This window comes from Jutongia huaianensis, from assembly GCF_014384985.1.
Lineage (GTDB): Bacteria > Bacillota > Clostridia > Lachnospirales > Lachnospiraceae > Jutongia > Jutongia huaianensis.
The window spans coordinates 120439-143509 of sequence record NZ_JACRSX010000004.1; the positions used below are offsets into that span (position 1 = coordinate 120439).

The window sequence follows — 23071 nt, forward strand, 5'->3', positions numbered from 1 at the left end:
TTTAACCTCTGTATCTTTTATTTGGAGTCCTTCGCATCGGGATATGACAGGACAATCTTCAAAAGCCGGATCAGCTCCTCCGTATCCTTCGGTCCCAGAATCTGAAACATTCCTTCATATTCTCTGCTGATCATCTGACGCATTTCCATTACCTGTTTTTTTCCTTCTTCCGTGATACACACATTCACATGACGACGATCCCGTTCCCCACGCACTCTCCTGATGAGTCCCTTAGATTCCAGACTCGTCAGAATATCCGTCATCCTTCCCGGTACTACATGAAGATGCTCTGTCAGCTTTCCTGCATGAACGTGGTCTTCAATATAGCAGAGATACCGCAGCACACCGTATTCACCACGGATACTGTCCATCACTGTCCGGTTCATTTTGCTGTTTAGCAGTTCTGCCAAAAGATTGTATAATTCTTCACCTAAATTCTGCTCATCGATCATTTCTATGTCTCCCTGTCTCCATATCAAATGTTCTGTTTTCCTTTTCTCTCACCGAATATACCGACGGATCTCCATGCCCTCCTTTTTGGCCATGGCAAGCAGTCCCTGTTCATCCGTAAGCCGGGCTGTATATATTTTATTTCGTACCTCCGGCGATTTCTGGTTCGGAATACTTCGAAGCTGTCGAAGTAAATCCCTGCGAAGCCGCTTTGCATCTACACTTCCAATCATAAAATCCATTCTGACCGCTCCTTTCCTGCCTAGCCATATTACCCCAAAAGAAACACAATGTAAAATGCTTTTTCCAGATGGTATCATTTCCGGTGTCCACGGCTTCCCCTCCACCAGAGAGCGTACACAATCAGCGTACCGGCCGCTGCGCCGCAGCTGTCGATCAGCACATCCCGGAACTGCCCGCTGCGCCCCGGCACAAACAATTGATGAAACTCGTCCGTAGAAGCATATAATGCCGCCAGGATAACGGACCAGATCACAATACATCCTTCCATATATTCTCCCGCCAGTATCCCCAGCAAAAGAACTGCCAATATGGCATATTCTGTCATATGTGCTCCTTTCCTGACCGGAAACTCAATCCGCTCTGCCAGTGCTGTCTGCTCCTCTGGTGTTTTCATATTATAGTCCGGTATCATCAATGCACAGATAACCCTTTCCACCCGCAGGCTTGTCTGTGTGGATTCATCCGCAGGCTGGGAAGAAAATAAAAAGATCACAACCATCCACAAAACCGCTGCCACCAGAAAAACCCGTTTTCGTATGAAGGTCTGATGCCAAAATAACCTTACTCCCATACAAAACAAACGGATCAGCCACCAGATCAGCCAGCCGGCCAGTGCTCCAAGTCCATTCATGACCACATCATCCAGCTGACAATAGCCCCTGCCGGTGCGAAGCTGGATATATTCTATACATGCGCTGCATAATATTCCGGCCGGCACGGTCAGCCAATGACCTCTGCCCGGCAGACAGACGGGCAGCAGAATCCCAAACGGAAGAAACAACAGAATGTTTTCCAGAACCCACGCGTGATCCTGCATTGTAGTTCCCCAGGTTCCAAGAAACTGCAGCTGCGTCCCCCATCTGCTGCCGGGTTCTCTGCTAAAAAATACCGTCTGTAGCAGCACCAGAAAATAAATTACAAAAAGAATACTTCCGATCCACTGACCCTGTCGGAGCGGCCACCACCGGCAAACCGTTTCCGTCTCCCCGTCCGTATTCATTCCTTCTGGCTGCTTTTTCTTTTGCCGATACCGCAGCTTTCCCGCTGCCAGACAGAAGAACAGCATCACGATTCCATAAACAATGCCTGTCTTTGCCGCTTTGGGCACAAAGGAAACCACCTTTGCTATATCTGCCATCATACATTGAAAAATATTCATTTTCCACCCTCACACATCTCGATCTGAATGCCTAACTTTCATTTTACTTATGTATCTTACCATAATTTCATCAAAAAACAACCGTTACAAAATGAATAAACATTTCATAACGGTTGTTTTCAATGATCTATGCTGCTTCAATATTACTATTTTGTCTTCGCCGATACCATCTTGGACCATTTGCCGTTTTTCTTTCCGGACCGGTCTACGGCACATACTTTTATATAATACTTTGTTCCTGTTTTCAGCCCTTTAATCACAATGCTGTTTTTATTTGCCGATTTCACATTAACTCCCTGCTTTTTGGCTGCCACGCTGTCTTTCAGCCCGGCAAGCTTCTTTTTATTGGCACTATATGCAATTTTGTAAGTAACTGCCTTCTGTGCTTTCCACTGAACCTTTATCTGCTTTTTCTTTCCAGTACCCTTTACTCCGGTCACCTTTCCTGGAGAAACAGCTGTTTTTCCAGGAGTTTCTGCAGCCACAACCCCTGAAATACCGGAAGGAGTCTGTACCGGTTCCGGCGTTCCGCCAGCCGTCGGTGTATTTCCTGTGTTGTCATCCCCGGCATTTTCGTTATTCCCCCCGGAAGCCTTTTCGAAAGACAATGTCTGTCCCCGGTATTCAGAAGCAATATCCATATATCCCGTCTGCAGCTCTACCGGAACCAGTGTAAAACTGTAATCATATAGCTTATTCTGAATTCTGTATTTTTTTAATGTTCCATAACCACAGGAACCATTTCCGGTTCCCCGGACAGCCGTATCCACCGTGACATAAGTATCACCGGACGGCTTTAACTCATTTACATGCTCTGCATTCTGCAACTGCTCCGGTGAAAAAGGAAGGGCCGATGTATTCAGCTCATCATTCCCGCAAATCAAAAGACCGCACTGCGTTGCCTGATTCCAAATATTAAACCAGTGAACCCCTGTCAAATTTCCACAATCCTGGGGCATTGCAAACGGATAATACATTTCATTCACACTTGTATGATAAACACCTTTTCTTGTATAGCTCTGACGATCATTATAACTTTCTCCATCTCCATTTCCATACCATGAAATATCTTCATTTCCCTCCGGCATAGAAAAGATTGTCCCAAGTTTTGCTATTTTCTTTCCCTGCATATTTGTCAGGTCATATACTACATTGATTGTTACTGCACCATTGTTTTCTACAAGATAATTCATTGCAACAGTATCTTGCTTGTCCTTGGTTGATCCGTTAAAATATGCTGTATTCCACTTTACTTTAATGACATAACAGCCCTGTGCATTTTTTATCACTTCCGGTTCCCCTGCCAGCGTAAGCTCCTTCATCAGATCGGCATATCTGCTCGAATCATTATCAAGCTTCGCTCTTCCAACATTGGGAACCGGTCCATTCTTCATTAAAATATCATTTTTATAGTAATATTTTCCCATCAGTCCTGTGTCCAGATCAATGGTAAAATGAAAGTCCTTTCCCGATACCTCATAATATGTATCCTTTTTTTTCACTGTCACCTCATCTCCCTGTAAAAGATGACTACTGTTTTCCACCGAAGCATCTATAACAAACTGCGCATAAGCAACCTCATATCCTTTTTCCAATGGCCATGCAGCTTCTTTCGTTTTCACGGAAAGGTTCAAATAATAATCTGCCCCCTTTTTCAGATTCTGTGGAAGGTAATATGGAATCTCGATATCCTTCTCTTCCTGAGGCTTTAATGTTTCCTTTAAGGTACCCTGCTGAATAACCGTATCATTTTCCTTCAACTCCCAAACCACATCATATTCTGATAAATCCTTTGAAATTCCTTCATTTTTTATATGAACAGTCTGCCCATTTAGCTTTTCTCCCAAAGAAGTAAACCAAAAGTCCTGATACTGGTATTTTACCTCTTTAATCTCCGGCTGCGGATCTCTGTCTGCGGACAAAAGTCCATTCTGGCAAAAATTCTTATCTGCAGATGTACTTCCCCAGTCTCCACCATATCCTAAATAGTATCCCTTCAGATCATACAGACCGCTGGTATGAGCATTCTCCTGTCCATAATAATCCCAGTCACCATCCTTAATGGCTACTTTTCTGGACTGATCCACCCAGTCCCAGATAAAGCCTCCCAGCATATTATCATACTGACGAATGATATCCCAGTATTCCTTCAGATTTCCAACTGCATTTCCCATTGCATGATCATACTCGCATAACAAAAACGGCATATGACTCTCATCCTGTGCATATGATAATGTACTATCCGGTGAATAATACATATGACTTACCATATCAATAGCAGTGGAACCCTTTCTTCCGGCACTCATTCCTTCATAATGTACCATTCTGGTATTATCACGATCTTTAAAAAACTGCACCAGATGGGCAAACATCCCACCCGCATAATCACCATCCTTCTCCGTCCATCCCTGGGATGATTCATTTCCAATAGACCAGAACAGATTACAGGTGGTATTCTTGAAACGCTCATACGATGCAGATTGTCTTGTCAGTGCCGCTTTCTCCAGCCTACTCAGTTTTTCCTCGTCAGAATTGATCGCATGAGACTCATTATTACTTTCACACATCACATAAATTCCATACTTGTCACAAAGATAATATAAATAATCATCATTCGGATAATGAGATGTCCTAATTGCATTTATATTATTCTGCTTCATCAGACGTACATCTTCCCTGTACACTTCTGGCGAAACATATTTTCCTGTTTCCACATCTGTATCGTGGCGGTTTATCCCTTTGATCAGCAGACGTTTTCCATTAAGCGTAACAGTATCGTAATGCTCCGTAGCGTTATTATACTTTCCGTCCGATGTGACCTTTGTCGATGTAAAATGCAGCTTACGAAAACCTATGTTCTGGCTTACGCTTTCATAGTGCAGCTTACCCTGAGCATCATACAGAGAAACTACCAGCGTATAAAGATTGGGATGATCCGCATCCCACAGCGCAGGTTTACTGACCGAAAATGATATCTCTGAATTATTACTCTCCCCCGCTTTTATCTCTCCAAGTTGAACCTGTCCTGATGCAGCCTCACTTCCGTTTTCATCGTAAAGCACCGCTTTGGCAGCCATGTTTTGTCTGCCATTGACAGAATCATTTTGTGTCTGTAATTTAATATTTACCTGTGCTTCTGTGTAATTATCATTCAGATCTGTGCGTAAATCATAATCCTGAATATGAACAGCAGGTGTACTTGTCAGATAAACATCCCGGAAAATGCCACCGTCATAGATCATATCCTGGTCCTCAAGCCATGTTCCATCACAGAATTTCATCACTTTTACTGCCAGCAGGTTCTTCTCTCCCTGTTTATGAAGCAGATCTGTAATATCAAAGGTATGAGGATCATAGCTGTCCTCACTATATCCGACCTCCACACCATTGACATAAAGGTAATATGCAGATTCTACACCGCCAAGGGTAATATATATCTTTCCATTTTCCTGAAACATTGTATCATCCACAGTAAATTCTTTACGGTAAAGTCCCACCGGATTTTTCGTTACCGGTGCCTCAGGAAATAACACATATTCCTCAAACGGCATGGTGGTATTCGTATAAATAGAATGATCAAAGCCATAGCTGGTCCAGCTTGCCGGAAGTGTTACATTCTTCCAGCCATCCTTCTGATCCATCGTATAATCTTCTGTCTCAAAAGCTCCCAGCTTTTCTGCTTGAGACGGGTTATCCAATACAGTCAGATCCCATTTTTCCTTTTCTCCGGTCAAAAGCTGATAATAGTCCGAACCCTCTCTGGCATAATCCTTTGCTCCCAAAAATGCAGACTCCACATTATGATAAGGAATCAGATTAGAGCTGTCTTTCAATGTGTTGACAGATGTAATATTAAGATTATTTTCCGTTCCCTTCCATTCGTCTCCCGTGCATTTTGTTCGTTCCGGCATCGTCACCTCATCCTCCGGAAGTGCTCCATACGAAAATTCACTATCCATAAACTGTTCCTTTGTTTCCGCAGCAGCAGTTCTCGTGACAGAGTACCCTTCCGGCATCATTGTTGCAACCATCGCTACAGCCAGTGCCCCTGCCATGACTCTCTGTTTCATTTTGTGCAAACCCATTTTCCTTCCTCCACTTTTTCACAATTCTAACAAGTTACCGTATCGCGATATAATTATCTTAACAATGCTACCAGAGGAATTCAACCACTTCAGAAAAGTATATGTTCATTTTGTTCTAATCCATTTATTTTTGTTTAACTCGCTCTAAACGACATCCGTTCAAATTCTTCCCCTTATATATAAGCAGCTCAATAAAAAATCAGCAGCCGGATTAGGGCTGCTGACACTAGGTACACTATTGATGATATAACTGTTCTTATTCAAATGCCTGACGGATACTGTCATAATGAAGAAAGATTCCCTCTTTTCCGTACTTCTCGATCTCCGCAGGACCGGCAATCTCAAAGCCTTTTACTTCTTCCTGCTGCACCGTTACATCGGCCTCTGTAAAGTCCATGGTAAACCGGTAAACATCCACAAAATAGTTGTCGCCTTCTTTAATATTTTCCCGGCGATAGGAAAACAAAAGACCACCTTCTGCCTTTGATACATCCAGACCAGTTTCTTCCTGTATTTCCCGTAAAATGGCATCTGCAGAATCCTCTCCTGCCTGCACACCGCCGCCCGGTACTTCCCACCAGCCCGGTGCCCATTCTTTATTCATGGCGCGCTTCGTGATCAGGAATCTGCCGTCCGGCCGTCTGATCACTCCCAGAACGGACAGATGGTATTCGCCTTCCTTCAGCCGCCAGTCGTTGCGTTTCATAGTACGCCCGGTACGCTGTTTGTTTTCATCGTATATATCCCAAAATTCCATTATTTTTATTCCTCTGTATCTAACAATCCTTTCTCAACTTTTTATGCTTCCTCATTCATCTTCGCCAGCTTCGCTGCCTGGTCCACTGCAATAATATTATCTAACAGCTCATTGAGATCTCCGTCAAGAATTTCATTCAGACGGTGGCTTGTAAACTTGATTCTGTGATCAGTCACACGTCCCTGCGGGAAATTGTAGGTACGGATCTTTTCCGAACGGTCACCGGTTCCCACCTGACTGCGCCGCTCTGCTGACTGCTCACTCTCCGCCTTCTCTCTCTCCAGATCATAAATACGGGAACGGAGAACCTTCATTGCCTTATCCTTATTTTTGAGCTGTGACTTTTCATCCTGACAGGACACCACAATTCCCGTTGGAATATGTGTGATACGAACAGCCGAATCCGTGGTATTGACACACTGGCCACCATTTCCGGAAGCACGGAACACGTCAATCTTACAGTCCTTTGGATCCACCTGCACATCCACCTCTTCTACCTCCGGCATGATCGCTACGGTGGCAGTAGAAGTATGGATACGGCCGCCTGACTCAGTAGACGGAATTCTCTGTACCCGGTGAACACCACTCTCATATTTCAGCTTGGAGTATGCACCAAGACCATTTACCATAAAGACAATTTCTTTAAAACCGCCAATGCCATTCTCATTGGCACTCATCACTTCGACCTTCCAGCGGTTTGCCTCTGCAAATTTAGAATACATCCGGAACAGATCTGCCGCAAAAAGTGCCGCCTCATCTCCACCGGCACCGCCACGGATCTCCACGATAACGTTTTTATCATCATTCGGATCCTTCGGAAGCATCAGGATCTTTAACTCCTGCTCACATTTTTCTACCGTCTCACGGCATTCTGCCAGCTCTTCCTTGGCAAGCTCCCGCATCTCCTCGTCATTTTCCTCTTCCAGTATCTGGAGACTTTCTTCAATGCCGTCCTTCGCTGCACGATACTCCTGATACTTCTCTACGATCGGCGTCAGCTCACTCTGCTCCTTCATCAGCTGCCGGTATTTATTCTGGTCATTAATGACATCGGGATCGGTCAACTGCATATTTATTTCTTCCAGACTCCGCGCTAAATCCTCTAAACGATCAAACATTTTTCTTCCTCCTGTTTCCTGCTATTGTTTATTCTTTCACAGACTTTGAACCTGAAGCACAAAGCATTTTATCTTTCATTCAGACTTCCCATCACAACCCTGTCATTGCCACACAGATCCTTACAACACTCTATCCTCTCAAAACCATGCTTCCTAAATAACTCCGACACAGCCTTTCCCTGATCATATCCAATCTCTACCGCAAAGATTCCTCCTTGCTCTAAATGAGATGGAACCTGCTCCAGCAGACGACGGTACAATACCAGACCGTCCGCACCTCCATCCAGTGCCATTAGCGGTTCATGCTTCCGCACCTCCGGCATCAGACCACCAACCACCTCTGAGGCAATATACGGCGGATTGGATACAATAATATCATACTTCGCCGATATGTTTTCCAACAGATCTCCCTGATAAAAGGCCACATCCGCCCCCAGCTTCTCTGCATTCCTTCCGGCAATTTCCAGTGCCTTCTCCGAAAGATCCGTAGCTTCCACAAGCTTTGGCACTCCAAGCTTCGCCAGAGCTATGGCGATACACCCGGAACCGGTGCAAATATCCAGCACTTTTTTTCCTTGAATCAACGGAAGAAGCTTCTCCACTAAAAGCTCGGTGTCCTGTCTGGGTACCAGCACATCCGGAGAAACAAGAAATTCCAATCCCATAAATTCCTGCGTCCCGGTCAGATGCTGAACCGGAATATGACTGCCCCGCTGCCGGATCAGATCACGGTATTGCCTGATGTTTTCCTCCGGAGCGTTCTCCTGCTGCCGCAGAAAAAACCTGGCCCGGTCCATCTGACTGACATATTCCAGCAGGAGCCATGCATCCGGCTCTGCATCCTCTATTTTACCGGCTGTCAGGATATTCTTTCCCTCCATGAGCAGCTCTCTCCAGGTCATTCGCAACCTCCTGTCTCCGTCCATTCCATAACATTATTATGCACTAATTCTTCTTATCATCAAAAAAGCGGTCCAGACTCTTCAAATCATCTGCATCCTGCTCCACCGTTACCTTAGGTGCTGCCGTTCTGCCTTCATCCAGCTTTGGAAGCTCCTGTGTTGCCGCAAGACGCTCTGCCCGACGCTTCTTTGCCTCCTGATATGCCTTCTCGTGAGCTGCTTCTCTGGCTTCCTGCTCCTTGATCTGGCGCATACGTTCTGCAGCACGGTTCCGGTATCTTGCCTCCCGTTCCTCCAGCTCCCGGCGTTTCTTTGATTTCGGCAGTCTGTCAAAAATCCCTGCACTACCTGATTTTTTCGCCGGCTTCCGGCGTTCTTCCCCTCGACATTCTCTTTTTTCTGATGCAGTCTTTTCCTCAGACTTTTTCTCTTCCCTGCTGTCTTGTTTCTTCTCCTCAACAGGCTTTTTTATCTTCCTGTCGCCTGTTTTCTTCTCCTCCACAGGCTTTTCCAATTTTCTGTCGTCTTGCTTCTTCTCCTCAACAGACTTTCTCGCCTTTCTGCCTTCTTGTTTCTTTTCCTCAACAGGCTTCTTCCTGTCATCCTGCTTCTTCTTTCCGGCAATCTTTTCTTCCTTCTTATTTTCTTTCTCCGGAATCATTGTCTCTTCCCGCTTTGGCTGTCTCTCCGGCTCTTCAGTCACTGTACCGGCTCCACTCTGGCTCCAGACAGACTCATCCACGCTCTCCGGCTTTTCCGATGCCTGATCATCCTGATCTTCTACAGGCATCTGCTGTATCTCTTCATCCGGTCTTGCAAAGGAATTCTCTTCCTCTTCCTTTTTCGCTGCCTTTTTCTTTCTGCGGGCACGGCGCGCCTTTTCCTTCTGAACCTCTGCCTGATATGCTCTCCAGTCAAAAACCGCTTCTACCGATGCGATCGCCACCTCGATCATTCCGTCATCCGGCTCTCTTGTAGTCAGCTTCTGCAGCCACAGTCCCGGCGTACTGATCCAAAGCACCAGACGATTGTCCGAATTTCCCACAAACTGGATCAACTCAAAGGATACACCTGCCACTACCGGGACCAACAAGATCCGGTAAAGCATTTGCAGCCATAGATTATCGATCTGAATAAAGAAAAAGAAAATAATACTCACAAGCATAACCACTAACAGAAAGCTTGTTCCACATCTTCTATGATAACGGGACTGTGTTTTCACATTTTCCACGGTAAGATCCAGACCATTCTCCACACAGTTGATAGTCTTATGCTCTGCCCCATGATACATAAGGGTTCTTTTAATATCACTCAAAAATGAGATTGCCACAACATATCCCAAAAACAGCAATATCTTCAATGCCGCTTCAATCACGGAAAGCATCATTTGAGAATGCACTCTGCTCTGAAACAGCTTTGATACCGCAAAAGGAAGTATCATAAAAAAGCCGATTGCAAGCAGAATCGACAAAGCTACGATCAGAATATTTTCCAGCATTTCTTTCCGGTCGGATACCTCTGCCACTTCCACCTGTCCTGCCTTTTCCACATCCTCCTCAATAAAGCTGGAGGAATATGTCAGCGTCTTGATTCCAAGTATTAATGATTCTATAAATGCTGCAACACCCCGGATGACCGGCAGACGAAGCAAAATATGCCTGTCCCGGACACTCCCTGTGTTCCAGTTTTTAACAGAAATTTCTCCATCGGGCTTTCTGACAGCAACTGCATATTTATCCCGGTTACGCATCATAACCCCTTCGAGCACTGCCTGCCCGCCAATTCCTGATGATTTCATCGTATGTTCGTTCCTTCCTACTAACCAGATTACGGGTTACACGGATCATTCCGTACTACGCACTCCCACACTTCATATTATTGACTAACACAAATGGTCACAATACCGCAAAGGTACTGTGACCATTTGAAAGACCGGTCTCCCCGGCCAAATATCCCGCTAGTTTGCGTTAATGCCATAACGACGATTGAATTTATCAATCGCACCACGAGCTTTAACAGCCTTCTGCTGTCCGGTGTAGAATGAATGGCATTTAGAGCAGATTTCTACATGGATCTCTTCCTTTGTAGAACCTGTTACAAACTCATTTCCACAGTTGCAGACAACCTTTGCCTGATAATAATTAGGATGAATTCCTTCTCTCATGATGTTAGTAACCTCCTTTCGTTATCCTGACAGGGATAACCTATTACTTACACACAACTTATTCAGTATATCATAGCGTTATTTCAAATGCAAGCACTTTTCCTAGACAATTTTTACTTTTTTTACCAGTTGAATCAATTCTTTATTGTCTTTTGTCTTCCGGAACATAGAAATAATGTTTTCCACGGCTTCCTCCGACTTATTGCCACCAAATGCCTTACGGATCAGGAAATTGGCCTCCAGCTCCTCCTGATCCAGAAGCAGATCATCCCGGCGTGTACTGGATCTCGGCAGATCGATTGCAGGGAACAGCCGTTTCTCGGAAAGACTTCTGTCAAGAACCATCTCCATATTACCGGTTCCCTTAAACTCCTCAAATACCACGTCGTCCATTTTACTTCCGGTATCTACCAATGCCGTTGCAAGGATGGTCAGGCTTCCGCCCTCTCTCATATTACGCGCAGCACCAAAGAACCGCTTTGGCATATAAAGGGCTGCCGGGTCCAGACCACCAGACAAGGTACGGCCACTTGGCTGCACCGTCAGATTATAGGCTCTCGCCAGTCGGGTAATGGAATCCAGAAGGATCATCACATCGCCACCATGCTCCACAAGACGTTTTGCACGCTCAATCACCATCTCGGATACTCTTTTGTGGTTTTCCGGCAATTCGTCAAATGTTGAGTAGATCACCTCTACATTCTCTCCCTGAATCGATTCCTTGATATCCGTTACCTCCTCCGGACGTTCATCGATCAGAAGCACGATCAGATGCATATTCGGATGATTATGTGTCACAGATTTTGCCACCTGCTTTAATAATGTTGTCTTACCTGTCTTAGGCTGGGAAACGATCATTCCTCTCTGTCCCTTACCAATCGGAGAGATCAGATCCATCATTCGCATGGAAATATTGCTGTTCCCTGCTCCCGGCACCTCCAGACGAATACGCTCATTTGGAAAAATCGGGGTCAGATTTTCAAACTTCACTCTGCCGGAGGTTTCTTCCAGCGTATAACCATTCACGGTATTTACATATAATAATGCACTGAACTTTTCGTTCTGATTCTTGATCCGGGTATTACCCACAAGAATATCACCGGTCCGGAGTCCGAAACGACGTATCATAGCCGGAGACACATAAACATCAGCCTCGCCCGGCAGATAATTATCACATCTTACAAAACCGTAGCCCTCCGGCATAACTTCAAGGATACCGGTCTTGGTCTCTCCGCTGTCAAGCTGTGCCAGTTCCGAATACGGTATGGTTGCTGCATCTCCTCTCATATTAATATGAGACGTATGGGATGTCTCCTCATGGAGCATATTATTTCTATTATCATGGAAACTGTATCCATCACGGCTGTTATTGCGTTCCTCACGATTGCCGCTCCGGTCGTCTCTGTTGTAGCGGTCCTCCCGGTTGTTACTCCGGTCATCACGGCTGTAGCGGTCCTCGCGGTTACTGCTCCGGTCATCACGGCTGTAGCGGTCCTCGCGGTTACTGCTCCGGTCATCACGGCTGTAGCGGTCATCACGGTTATTATTCCGGTCATCTCTGCCTGTTCCGTATCTTCTTTCCTCACGCACTGTATGCATCTCCTGCAGGTTTGATGTATATCCTCCCCGCACCACCGGTCTCGGTGTTCTGGACATAGTATTACTCCGTTCCTCATAATCCACCGGTTTTCTGACAGTCCGCCGCTCCATCTTTCTTGCCGGACGTTCATCATATCTTGGACGGCGTGACGTTCTCTCCCCTGCAGCCGGAGCACCCGGTGTCTCTGCCTCCGGGCCAACAGCTTCTTTTGAATTATCCTCTCCGCTATTTTGCTTTGCTGTTCTCCTGCTGACAGTTCTTTTCCCGGTTTTTGCAGAAGCTTCCTCTTTCTTGTCCCCGGATACTCTCTCTGTTCTTTCCCTGGCCGGAGTATTCTGGGCTGCAAGAATCTTCTGTATCTCCCCGATCAACTCCTGCTTCTTAAATGTCGTTGCATTTTTCATCCCCAGTTTTCTTCCGTATAAACGTAACTCAACCAGTGACATTTTTTCTAATTCTTCCATGTATAACCTCCATTTTGGAATAAATATTAAATTTTAATACCTTCTGAAATCATAATGAATCTTCAACGAAATAATCTCTGAAATCATACTTTAGAACAAATGAATTCCGTCTGACATATTGATTTTCTTAAGTATATACAATAATTTCCAATCTGTAAATACCAAATGGAAAATTCTCTCGACAAATCTTGTCTTCTCTCCTTCTTCTGTCCCACAGTTATCTTGTTTTCACCTATAAAATATGATATCATTGATTTATATGGCTTATGCCCAGTATAACAATAAAGAAAGGTTGGGTTATCATTATGGATCTCAAAGAACAAGCACTGTCCCTTCATAAGGAATGGAACGGAAAAATCACAACTACACCGAAATGTCAGGTAAAATCCAGAGAGGATCTGGCTCTTGCATATACACCGGGTGTGGCTGAACCTTGCAAAGTCATTGCCGGGGATAAAGAAGCGGCATATACATATACGATCAAGTCTAATACTGTCGCTGTAGTTTCTGACGGAAGCGCCGTACTTGGTCTTGGCAATATCGGACCGGAAGCAGCAATGCCGGTTATGGAGGGAAAAGCCGTTCTCTTCAAAGAATTTGGTGGCGTCAACGCATTTCCGATCTGTCTGGATACCCAGGATACCGATGAGATCGTACAAACAGTCATCAATATTGCCCCTGCTTTTGGCGGCATCAATCTGGAGGATATTTCTGCTCCACGCTGCTTTGAGATTGAGGAGCGACTGAAAAATGCTTTAAATATCCCGGTCTTTCATGACGATCAGCATGGTACTGCCATTGTGGTGCTTGCCGGCATTATGAACGGACTCAAGGTTGTCAATAAAAAGAAAGAAGATTGTCACGTTGTCGTAAACGGTGCCGGCTCTGCCGGAGTTGCCATTACCAAACTATTACTTCGTTTTGGATTCCAGGATGTTGTAATGTGTGACAAATCCGGTATCCTTTCCAAGGATTCTGCCGATCTGAACTGGATGCAGAAGGATATGATGGAAGTTACCAATCTGACCGGCAAAAAAGGAACTCTCGCCGATGCTTTAAAGGGCGCCGACATCTTTGTAGGTGTCTCCGCCCCTAACATTGTCACACCGGAAATGGTTGCCTCTATGAATCATGATGCCATCCTGTTTGCTATGGCAAACCCTGTACCTGAGATTATGCCGGATGTTGCAAAGAAAGCCGGGGCACGCGTTGTTGGAACCGGCCGTTCCGATTTTCCAAATCAGGTGAATAATGTGGTCGCTTTTCCGGGTATCTTCAAGGGTGCTCTGGAGGGACGTGCCAGCCAGATCACAGAGGAAATGAAGCTTGCCGCTTCCTATGCCATTGCAGGCCTCGTTGCAGATGAAGATCTGAACGAAGACAATATTCTTCCGGAAGCATTTGATCCACGGGTTGCAGAGGTTGTATCCCAGGCGATCAAAGATCATATCCACTAATGGCACGCCGACGTCATTCCCGCACTCCGGAAACTGCCGCCTATGATCAGGCCTGTCGGCGCTGGAACGGAAAGCCCTACTACTCTCTCGACTGTTATCTGAAACAGCAGTTCGGAGAAAAGATCTACAAGGTAGCCATTGACGGCGGAATGACTTGTCCCAACAGAGACGGTACCAAAGGGATCTCCGGCTGCAGCTTCTGCAGTGCCGGCGGCTCCGGAGAATTTGCAGTAACCCGAAAGGCATCCTCGTCCGGGTCATTCAGTCCGGATCCGGGAATTGTTACCCGGCAGATTGATGAAGGGATCAAGCGTCTCCGATCCGGCCGGAAATACTGTGGTGAACGATATATTGCGTATTTTCAATCCTACAGCAATACTTATGCCCCGGTTTCCTACCTTCGGTCTCTTTATCAGGAAGCACTGACGCATCCACAGACTGCCGCATTGTCTATTGCAACACGGCCGGATTGTTTCTCTCCGGAGATTTATGAACTATTGTCCGAATGTCAGCAGCAAAAACCTGTCTGGGTAGAGCTTGGTCTTCAAACCATGCATGATTCCACTGCCTGCATCATTCACAGAGGTTATCCTCTTTCCTGCTTTGATGCCACCGTCAGGGAGCTTCGCCGGCGAGGGATTCCTGTGATTGTTCATGTTATCCTTGGGCTCCCCGGAGAAGACCACCACCAGATGCTGCAAACCATTCGATATCTCAATGAAACCGGAATCAGCGGAATCAAGCTGCAGCTCCTTCATATATTGAAGGGAACAGCTTTGGCAGAGGATTTTGAAAAAGGTACCATCACACCATTGACAAAAGACGAATATATTGCTATTCTACTTGATTGTATTGCTCATCTCTCGCCGGACATTGTGATTCACCGTATTACGGGAGATGGTCCAAAGGATTTATTGCTTGCTCCTGCTTGGAGCATGAAGAAACGTGAAATATTAAATACCATCATGCATCAGATGAAGGTACAGCATCTCTATCAGGGATGCCAGATAAATGAAACAGGACAGCGTCAGCATTTTTCCTGCCCTGTCCACGAAAAGGAGGCACCATTATGACACCAGAGTCATTGCAGCTGTATAAGCTGATCATCCTATATTTTTTAAATCAGGCAGACCAGCCTATGCCAAATGCAATCCTCTCTGATTTCATTTTGGAAACAGGGTACACGGATTACCTGTCCATCCAGCAGACTTTATCGGAACTTACGGAGGACGCCATGATCCTTGTGGATCAGACCCATGAGAAGTCCTATTACACGATCGCTGAGATTGGCAAGGAAACCTTACGTTTCTTTGGGAATCAGCTTCCCACCGATACCTGCCGGGAGATTGACGAATATCTGGAAAAGAATCGTCTTGCTATCGTAGAAACCACCTCGATCAAGACAGATTATACCATGATCCGTCCCAATGAATATCTCGCCACCGGCTGCATTTACGAACGGGGCAGCAAACTTCTGGAAGTCTCTCTCAATGTCACCAGTGAAGAGGAAGCCGTGGATGTCTGCCGAAGATTCAAAGAAAAAAACGAAGATGTCTATGCACAGCTTCTTTCCATGCTATGTATGGAATAATTTAAATAACCCAAACAAAAACACATTCTGCCAGATCACGATTCGAAGTGATCCGGCAAAATGTGTTTTCTTTTTCCTTCTTAATAAATTTTTATTTCACAACAACTCTCATAAATTTCTTTTTGCCACGCTTCAGCACAATACCATCTACACCAATACTGTCCTTCGCAATCTGAGCCTTTACATCTGTGATCTTATCACCATCTACAGACACACCACCCTGCTCTACATTTCTCCGGGCTTCTCCGTTGGAACTTGCAAGTCCAGCCTTTACCAGCAGCTTCAGAATTCCGATCTGTCCCTCCTCGAAATCTTCTTCTGCCAGTGCAATCTCCGGCATATTTGCTGTATTACCACCACCTGCAAAAAGTGCCCTGGCTCCTTCCTGTGCCTTCCCGGCTTCCTCCTCGCCATGTACCAGCTTTGTCAGCTCGAATGCAAGAATTTCCTTTGCCTCGTTGAGACGGCTTCCCTCCCAGTGATCCATCTCCTCAATCTGCTCTAACGGCAGGAATGTCAACATACGCAGACACTTAAGTACATCTGCATCTGCCACATTTCTCCAGTACTGATAGAAATCAAACGGAGAAGTTTTGTTGGGATCAAGCCAGACAGCACCGGACTGTGTTTTACCCATTTTCTTCCCCTCAGAGTTCAGAAGCAGGTTAATTGTCATAGCATACGCATCCTTACCAAGCTTACGACGGATCAGCTCGGTTCCTCCAAGCATATTACTCCACTGATCATCGCCGCCAAACTGCATATTACAGCCGTATTTCTGAAATAATGCGTAGAAATCATAGCTCTGCATAATCATGTAATTAAACTCCAGGAAGCTTAACCCCCGCTCCATACGCTGCTTGTAGCACTCTGCCGTAAGCATTCGGTTTACAGAAAAATGTGGTCCCACATCACGAAGCAGCTCAACATAATTCAGATCCAGAAGCCAGTCTGCATTATTTACCATGAGAGCTTTTTCCTCGGAGAAATCAATAAAACGGCTCATCTGCTTTTTGAAGCAATCAACGTTATGTGCAATCGTTTCCTTCGTCATCATCTGACGCATATCGGTACGTCCACTTGGATCACCGATCATTGCCGTACCTCCACCGATCAATGCAATTGGCTTATTGCCTGCCATCTGCAGACGCTTCATCAGACAAAGTGCCATAAAATGACCAACATGAAGACTATCTGCCGTCGGATCAAATCCAATATAAAATACCGCCTTTCCTTCATTTACCAGTTCCCTGATCTCCTCCTCATCTGTTACCTGAGCGATCAGTCCTCTTGCCACTAACTCGTCATACGTTGTCATGTTCTTTTCCTCACTTTCTTATTTTTCCATCAAAGTATCCTGACTGAAAGCATTCTGATACGAAAAAACGTCCTTTACCGGCATATGCCGATAAAGGACGATATCATCGTGTTACCACCTTTATTTCCTATCACCTCACGATGACAGGCTCCATAGGATACCTCTATATCCCTGCACAATAACGGAGTACAATCCCGTCCAGACCTACTATATGATCTTCAGCCGGCTGCTCCGGGATGTATTCATATCAGGATGCCCCTGCGCCTCTCATCATCCGGCTGCTTTCTGTAGGTTTCCTCTGATACTACTTCTTCCCTTCCACGCATTTTATGCATACAGTCTAGCATGCTTTTCAAGCATTGTCAAACTGTTCTTTTCTATGTCCGGTTTGTACCGGATACTTCTTCCACTTCCCGCTTAATCCAGTGGGAATACATATGTGGTATCCAGATCACCTTCATAATAGAGATGCAGATAGGTAAGTGCTGACCTCCTACGGTTTGCAATATCAAAACGCACCCATCTGGTCTTTGCATTCGTATGATCTGCTGTGTTGTTTATAAAGTTATCCTTTGCATAGAAGTAATACTGCACCTTGTCTCTCAGGAAGTTATTTTCCTTTACCGTGAAGGTATGATCCTTCGATGCTTCATACTCCCGCAGCTCTTTGTTGCCATCTTTATCTGTCGTTTCCTGATAAATCTTATCTATATAACTGATGGTTGACTCAGCCTTTGTTCCAATATCCGCAGAGGATCCCATCACCAGAGAGATCTTGAAGGAGTTAACATTCAGACAGTCTGTTGCGTTGGTATACGGCGTAAACCAAATACGATGGGTTACATTCTTTGGTATAAAGCTGATCGGCTGTGTATTATAGGTTGGCTTTAAATCGTCATCAGACTCCTTCTCACCAATATCCTCACCCGGTTCATAATCTGCATCTGAGCCCGAGCCGGATGTTCCACCACCACTCTTCTTGTAATCCTCAAAATGCTGCATATTCTCAAAGATACCAACAGTATATACCTTACAATTGCCATCCCAGCTGAATACATTTAAGAATGATAAATCATTCGTTGTTCCATAGAAATCTTTTAACTCTCCCAATGTCATAGAGAACGTCTGTGTCTTACCCGGTAAATACTTAAACTTATTATACTCCTTATTTACCAGTGTGATAGCATTGGTTCCTTCATTTGTCGGTTCATAAGAGTAGTCAATCACTAACAGATCACTGTCTTTCCATCCCTTAAAGTCATCTGCATTCTCCGACATAACCTGCCACCACTGTTTTCCCTCTTTATTGTACAGGAAAATCTTTGGATCCTTTGTTGGTACCGGTGTCGGTGTTGGAGCCTTCGTTGGCTCAGGGGTTGCTTCCCCATCTTCTCCTCCGGTTGATCCGCCAGACGGAACCGGCGTAGCTGCCGCTGATGGTGCCGGTGTAATTGCCGTAGCGTTTGCATCATAATCCTTATACTTGCTGCCTGACGGTTTCAATGATCCGCTATAAATAGTCATATCAAGACCATCGGAAGATTTCTTTGTATCTCCTGCCTTAAGATCATAATATGAACTGGTTACTTCGTTGATCGTCAAATCCTTATAATCTTTGTTAACGGATTTCCCTTCATCCACAACAACATTCGGAGAAGCCATGGTTCCACTCAATGTGTTAATAAAAAGCTTCATTTCCATATCATCTGATACATTTTCCAGATCGATCAGATCATAGGTCACATTCTGTACGGTATACAGATAATAGTTATTCGATGCGTCTCTTGGAGAAATACCATACTCGGAGTCATCCCCCTCGCCTGCTGCTCCAAGGGAATACCATACAACCAGACCGCTGTTTTCCATATTTAACTGATAGTCCTGTGCTGCTGTCGATGCAATCTTTAAAGACTGATCAATAGTATATGGATATGTCGTAATACGTCCTTTATTGTTTCGGTTCGCATTGGTATCCTTCTTTGCCTTATCACCGTAATCCAGGTTTTTCCAGAGGTCATTGTTATATACCTTATTCTCTCCGGAACCATCCTCCATAACCTTGGCATAACTATACTCAAACTTATCCTTATCACCTGGGTATGCCTTGTCATCAAATGGTCTGCTGGCAGCATCCTTGATCGAACCGTAATAAGGATCCTTAGCTGTAAAACGACACATATTCAGTACATTTTTCAGATTTTCTGCCTTATAATCACTGGTTAATGCCTCTCCGGTAAATACAACCGTGACACCATCCTTTGTTGCCTTGTTGGTCAGGTAATTATCTGCAGCCACATAATCCGCATCACTGCTGCCGGTCAGTTCAGAACCACAACTGATCACATAGCAGTTATATTCATCACCTGTCGTCGCATTGCCCAACGTGCCCGCCTTTACCTGCGCCACAAAATCCGTGAGACTGATCGTGGTTACCGTAATCGCAAAGTCCTTCATAATATCCTTATCTGTGGCATATTTAGCAAACAGGCTGCCGGAATTGCTCAATTCATTTTCCAGATTTGCCTGTGTTGACATCTGGGCATCTGCCACTACCTGAAGAACCTTGATCTCGCTCTGCGCTTTCGCCAGATTTGGACGCTCATAACGGGACACACCGGTTACGGACTGATAATTTTCCTTATTACTTGTATTGTAGAGTACAAACTTCCAGCTAATAGCACCGGATTTCTTATTTTTGTTCAGATATAACCGGCTGTTATTACTGAAATCATAGCTGTAATTCTGTACTGCCGGTACCTGGATCGGCTCGCCTGCCTTATTGGTGTATGGCTTACCGGAAGAATCCTTTGTATCCTCTCCACGGTATGTATATACTACTCCCGAATCATTGGCATATGTATCTTCCACTAATTCATCCTTGGAAATAATGCCATCTCCATTGAGATCAATGTAAAGACGTAAACCATACTTGTTATCATCCGACTGATCCCCGATCATAAAGCTGAAATCCAGAGTGGATCCGGCTAAAGACTGTAAAGGCGCAGTCGTTCCGCTTGCATTCTTATCCTCATCGCTTACACCGGCATCAGAATAATACTGCACCGGCGTAGAGACAATCTTACTGTAAAGACCTACATAATCCTTATATGCCGTGGTCATCTCCTTATATTTCTTTGATGTTAATCCTGTCTTCACACGGGTTGGGAACGAAAATCCCTTATTCATATAGCTCAGGCAGTTCTTTGACAGGAATTTAGATGACAGCTGGGACAAAGATGTCACATTAGCGTATTGAAACTCTGTAACACCCTTGTTCGGACTCTTAACACTTGTCAGGAGCTTATGCATCTGTGAAGACTTATCTACTGCTGTCAGATAGTTCTCCTCATAGTCCTTTGTAATATCCCCACTGGAATTCCACTGGAAAGTTGCCAGTGTATCGGCAAGGATCAAGGCATTACCACCCTCCGCAAATGCTTTCAGTTCCTTTTTCTTTATTTCCGTAATGTCATTACCGGAAGAATGAAGTTCTCCTGCTTTGTCACCGACATGAAGATATACATATCCCTCCAAAAGCGAACTGTTACGTTTTACAATGGTCTTTTCTTTTCCGGATACCGTTTTCTTCTTTGTATTGAATTTACCGATATTATCACCAATATAGATCAAGTCATAATATCCGTTGAGATCTCTCTTGAGACCATTAAACTCTGCTGTGGTCATATGGTCTACTTCAATCTCTCCCTTAAACTTCGATGCCGGGAGATATTTTCCTGTCAGGAAACGCTCAGACATTGTAAACTCTGAACAAGGCTCAATCTCCAGTACATGCATCTTGTTTTTATCACGAGTTCCTACATCATCATCATCCTGACCATGACGCTTATACTGCAGCAGATAATGAACCATCTGTGCCGGGGTCAGCTCATCCAGCTTTTTTCCATATTCCTTTTCAAACCAGTCAAATGCCTCCTGCGTCTCATCCGTCCTTTTGATGGAAGCATTGTTAAATCCCTGAGATAACAGCGTATCTGAATTATAGATAAACGTTGCTCCATGCAGGGATGGACGAGGATAATTCAGATAAGCTCCTCCATAATGAGAAATGTCATACCGCTCAATCTGCTCATCCGAAATATTGGTATCATTTACCTTTTCCGTGATTGGAAGGAAAGCGTCCACGCTCCAGTACTCCTGTGCGTCCGTACCATTCTGTGGAGAACAGTAGGAAACATTCTTTGCCGCATCCTCTGTGATCACAGGCTGCCCATTATCTCTCTTGGTCTGGAAGAAATAATCATAGAAGTTTTCCTGATCCATCAGGAAGTTCATCAGCATAAATTTGTACAACCCACTGTTGGTCGCTCCGGTCTTATAATCAACACCTCCCACTTCCATATCTGTATAGTCCAGATGATTGTGGGTCACATCCTTCCATGTTGATCCATATATATCCTTACTTAGTCCATTCAGATTATCAAGTGCCGTAACGGAGAAAAGCAGTGGCGCAAAGCCATATCCCTCCGGCGAAGATCCGTCATATTCATCCAGCTGATTGATCTTGAAGAACATCTTCTTTGCAACATTCCAACCCCAGTCATTATCTGAGGTAAACTTAATATCTGTCACCTTACTCTGTGCGCTGCTGTCATCCTTATAAAATGACTCACCAGATTCATCCTTAATTTTATGATACTGATTATAATCGGTATTTTTCCACCAATCGGAATAAACTCCGATCGACTGTCCCTGATGAATATAGATCAGATCGGCATAGTCGATCCACTCCGGATGCTTCATCAGCTCCTGAGGCTCGATGGTCTTAACCGCCAGCTTCAGATCAAGGATCGCTGCCTCGGATTTATCATCCAGATCCAGAGAAGTACGTGCAAAGTCATTCATATTTACAACATGACCCTTGAATGCACTGCCGGACCAGCCGCCTTCTCCGCCACCACCGACTTTAATATAATAATAATCAGTATCTGTTCGTGTCGTATACTCTCTGTCACCCGGATCATATTCGATCACTCCGTCAGCAGAAGCCTGATATTTATTCTCATTTCTTGCATAACGGTTAAAATCAGATTCTGAAATTGTTCTTCCCTCTCCATTTGCCAGAGTAACCCAGAGGAAATCACCCGTTCCGTCTTCTACCTTACGGAATACCGGACGGTACGCCGGCTGGTCTTTACCATTTTCATCCTTGGCATAGAACATTCCTGTAGTATCTGCTTCATAGTGATCAATAACAAAATCACCCGGCTTACCGTTTCCTACCTTTTCATAATATCCTTTTACTGTAATCTGTTTTGACTTCTCGTTAGTCCACTCATCATCATCCCAGCAGGTCTCATCTACCTGGCCGTCTCCATTGGCATCTCTACGGTACTCATCAGCAAATACTGTTGTTGCCACGGAACGTGTCCGGTCTACAGATGCACCATACAGAGATGGATCATTCTTCGTGAAATCAATCGGCTCGCAGCCGGTGATCAGATAACCTATCTCCGCCTGTCCATAATATGGAACAATCTCCAGGATCAGAAACGGATTATCCTTATCCCCCGCTTCCTGATTACAGTTCACCTTGCCGCTCTCACACATAGCATTATATTCTTCCAGTGTGTTTACAACCGCTTTGTTCTCTGTGCTTCCCGCATGAACCACAAACTTATGATACCCGAAATATCCACCGAATACCAACGCACACATCAAGACAAGTGCCGCCGCAAGCTTTCCTTTCGATAAATTTCTTAAACTTCTTTTCATAGATACAGCCTCCATTTCCACGGCTTCACA

General features: G+C 44.9%; 15 protein-coding genes and 1 other annotated feature. Of the genes, 3 read left to right on the forward strand and 12 right to left on the reverse strand.

Going from position 1 to position 23071, the window contains the following annotated elements:
• Window positions 1–17 precede the first annotated feature (17 nt).
• The 10 genes from H8704_RS05365 to rho form a co-directional block, all read right to left on the reverse strand.
• On the reverse strand, window positions 18–452 hold the full coding sequence (locus H8704_RS05365) for a MarR family winged helix-turn-helix transcriptional regulator (RefSeq protein WP_249297604.1): 435 nt from the start codon (window positions 450–452) through the stop codon (window positions 18–20).
• A 48-nt stretch (window positions 453–500) separates the two neighbouring features.
• Complete coding sequence (locus H8704_RS05370; protein WP_022465899.1) at window positions 501–692, reverse strand: hypothetical protein; 192 nt, start codon at window positions 690–692, stop codon at window positions 501–503.
• A gap of 74 nt (window positions 693–766) precedes the next feature.
• Window positions 767–1852 carry a VanZ family protein gene (locus H8704_RS05375; protein ID WP_249297605.1) on the reverse strand — a complete coding sequence of 362 codons (1086 nt, stop codon included), beginning with the start codon at window positions 1850–1852 and terminating at the stop codon, window positions 767–769.
• Between the two features lie 146 nt (window positions 1853–1998).
• Window positions 1999–5937: a glycoside hydrolase family 2 TIM barrel-domain containing protein gene (locus H8704_RS05380; protein ID WP_249297606.1), complete on the reverse strand. Its 3939-nt coding sequence runs from the start codon at window positions 5935–5937 to the stop codon at window positions 1999–2001.
• A gap of 256 nt (window positions 5938–6193) precedes the next feature.
• Window positions 6194–6694, reverse strand: a complete 501-nt coding sequence (locus tag H8704_RS05385) for an NUDIX hydrolase (protein WP_249297607.1) — start codon at window positions 6692–6694, stop codon at window positions 6194–6196.
• Between the two features lie 41 nt (window positions 6695–6735).
• Complete coding sequence (gene prfA, locus H8704_RS05390; RefSeq protein ID WP_249297608.1) at window positions 6736–7812, reverse strand: peptide chain release factor 1; 1077 nt, start codon at window positions 7810–7812, stop codon at window positions 6736–6738.
• A gap of 68 nt (window positions 7813–7880) precedes the next feature.
• Window positions 7881–8714, reverse strand: coding sequence for a peptide chain release factor N(5)-glutamine methyltransferase (gene prmC / locus H8704_RS05395; RefSeq protein WP_249297609.1), 834 nt, complete (start codon window positions 8712–8714; stop codon window positions 7881–7883).
• 43 nt (window positions 8715–8757) lie between these two features.
• Complete coding sequence (locus tag H8704_RS14230; RefSeq protein WP_330605837.1) at window positions 8758–10512, reverse strand: DUF1385 domain-containing protein; 1755 nt, start codon at window positions 10510–10512, stop codon at window positions 8758–8760.
• A gap of 159 nt (window positions 10513–10671) precedes the next feature.
• Window positions 10672–10878: a 50S ribosomal protein L31 gene (gene rpmE / locus H8704_RS05405; RefSeq protein WP_022306133.1), complete on the reverse strand. Its 207-nt coding sequence runs from the start codon at window positions 10876–10878 to the stop codon at window positions 10672–10674.
• A gap of 102 nt (window positions 10879–10980) precedes the next feature.
• Window positions 10981–12942 (reverse strand): transcription termination factor Rho, encoded by a 1962-nt coding sequence (rho, locus tag H8704_RS05410; RefSeq protein WP_249297610.1) that lies wholly within the window; start codon window positions 12940–12942, stop codon window positions 10981–10983.
• Window positions 12943–13247: 305 nt separating this feature from the next.
• Here rho and H8704_RS05415 point away from each other — a divergent pair, with 305 nt between their 5' ends.
• Genes H8704_RS05415 through H8704_RS05425 form a run of 3 tightly spaced genes read left to right on the forward strand, consistent with a single transcriptional unit; the run spans window position 13248 to window position 15990 of the window.
• Window positions 13248–14399 carry an NAD(P)-dependent malic enzyme gene (locus H8704_RS05415; RefSeq protein ID WP_022465890.1) on the forward strand — a complete coding sequence of 384 codons (1152 nt, stop codon included), beginning with the start codon at window positions 13248–13250 and terminating at the stop codon, window positions 14397–14399.
• Window positions 14399–15472, forward strand: a complete 1074-nt coding sequence (locus H8704_RS05420) for a TIGR01212 family radical SAM protein (protein ID WP_249297611.1) — start codon at window positions 14399–14401, stop codon at window positions 15470–15472. The genes H8704_RS05415 and H8704_RS05420 overlap by 1 nt, the downstream gene beginning before the upstream one ends.
• Window positions 15469–15990: a DUF4364 family protein gene (locus H8704_RS05425; protein ID WP_022465888.1), complete on the forward strand. Its 522-nt coding sequence runs from the start codon at window positions 15469–15471 to the stop codon at window positions 15988–15990. Before H8704_RS05420 ends, H8704_RS05425 begins: the two co-directional genes overlap by 4 nt.
• Window positions 15991–16081: 91 nt before the next feature.
• On the opposite strand, the gene tyrS is transcribed toward H8704_RS05425, so the two are convergent.
• Window positions 16082–17308 carry a tyrosine--tRNA ligase gene (tyrS, locus tag H8704_RS05430; RefSeq protein ID WP_118677785.1) on the reverse strand — a complete coding sequence of 409 codons (1227 nt, stop codon included), beginning with the start codon at window positions 17306–17308 and terminating at the stop codon, window positions 16082–16084.
• 90 nt (window positions 17309–17398) lie between these two features.
• Window positions 17399–17638, reverse strand: a binding site (T-box leader).
• A gap of 87 nt (window positions 17639–17725) precedes the next feature.
• Entirely contained in the window at window positions 17726–23041 is a 5316-nt protein-coding gene (locus H8704_RS05435; protein ID WP_249297612.1) for a DUF5057 domain-containing protein, read from the reverse strand.
• Window positions 23042–23071 lie beyond the last annotated feature (30 nt).

Excerpts from the sequence above, each read along its gene's own strand:
- H8704_RS05365 (WP_249297604.1), bottom strand. The coding sequence starts at position 452 with ATGATCGATGAGCAGAATTTAGGTGAAGAATTATACAATCTTTTGGCA.
- rpmE (WP_022306133.1), bottom strand. The coding sequence starts at position 10,878 with ATGAGAGAAGGAATTCATCCTAATTATTATCAGGCAAAGGTTGTCTGC.
- H8704_RS05425 (WP_022465888.1), top strand. The coding sequence starts at position 15,469 with ATGACACCAGAGTCATTGCAGCTGTATAAGCTGATCATCCTATATTTT.
- H8704_RS05435 (WP_249297612.1), bottom strand. The coding sequence starts at position 23,041 with ATGAAAAGAAGTTTAAGAAATTTATCGAAAGGAAAGCTTGCGGCGGCA.
- rho (WP_249297610.1), bottom strand. The coding sequence starts at position 12,942 with ATGGAAGAATTAGAAAAAATGTCACTGGTTGAGTTACGTTTATACGGA.
- H8704_RS05385 (WP_249297607.1), bottom strand. The coding sequence starts at position 6,694 with ATGGAATTTTGGGATATATACGATGAAAACAAACAGCGTACCGGGCGT.
- H8704_RS05380 (WP_249297606.1), bottom strand. The coding sequence starts at position 5,937 with ATGGGTTTGCACAAAATGAAACAGAGAGTCATGGCAGGGGCACTGGCT.
- prmC (WP_249297609.1), bottom strand. The coding sequence starts at position 8,714 with ATGACCTGGAGAGAGCTGCTCATGGAGGGAAAGAATATCCTGACAGCC.
- H8704_RS14230 (WP_330605837.1), bottom strand. The coding sequence starts at position 10,512 with ATGAAATCATCAGGAATTGGCGGGCAGGCAGTGCTCGAAGGGGTTATG.
- H8704_RS05375 (WP_249297605.1), bottom strand. The coding sequence starts at position 1,852 with ATGAATATTTTTCAATGTATGATGGCAGATATAGCAAAGGTGGTTTCC.
- H8704_RS05415 (WP_022465890.1), top strand. The coding sequence starts at position 13,248 with ATGGATCTCAAAGAACAAGCACTGTCCCTTCATAAGGAATGGAACGGA.
- tyrS (WP_118677785.1), bottom strand. The coding sequence starts at position 17,308 with ATGACAACGTATGACGAGTTAGTGGCAAGAGGACTGATCGCTCAGGTA.
- H8704_RS05370 (WP_022465899.1), bottom strand. The coding sequence starts at position 692 with ATGGATTTTATGATTGGAAGTGTAGATGCAAAGCGGCTTCGCAGGGAT.
- H8704_RS05420 (WP_249297611.1), top strand. The coding sequence starts at position 14,399 with ATGGCACGCCGACGTCATTCCCGCACTCCGGAAACTGCCGCCTATGAT.
- prfA (WP_249297608.1), bottom strand. The coding sequence starts at position 7,812 with ATGTTTGATCGTTTAGAGGATTTAGCGCGGAGTCTGGAAGAAATAAAT.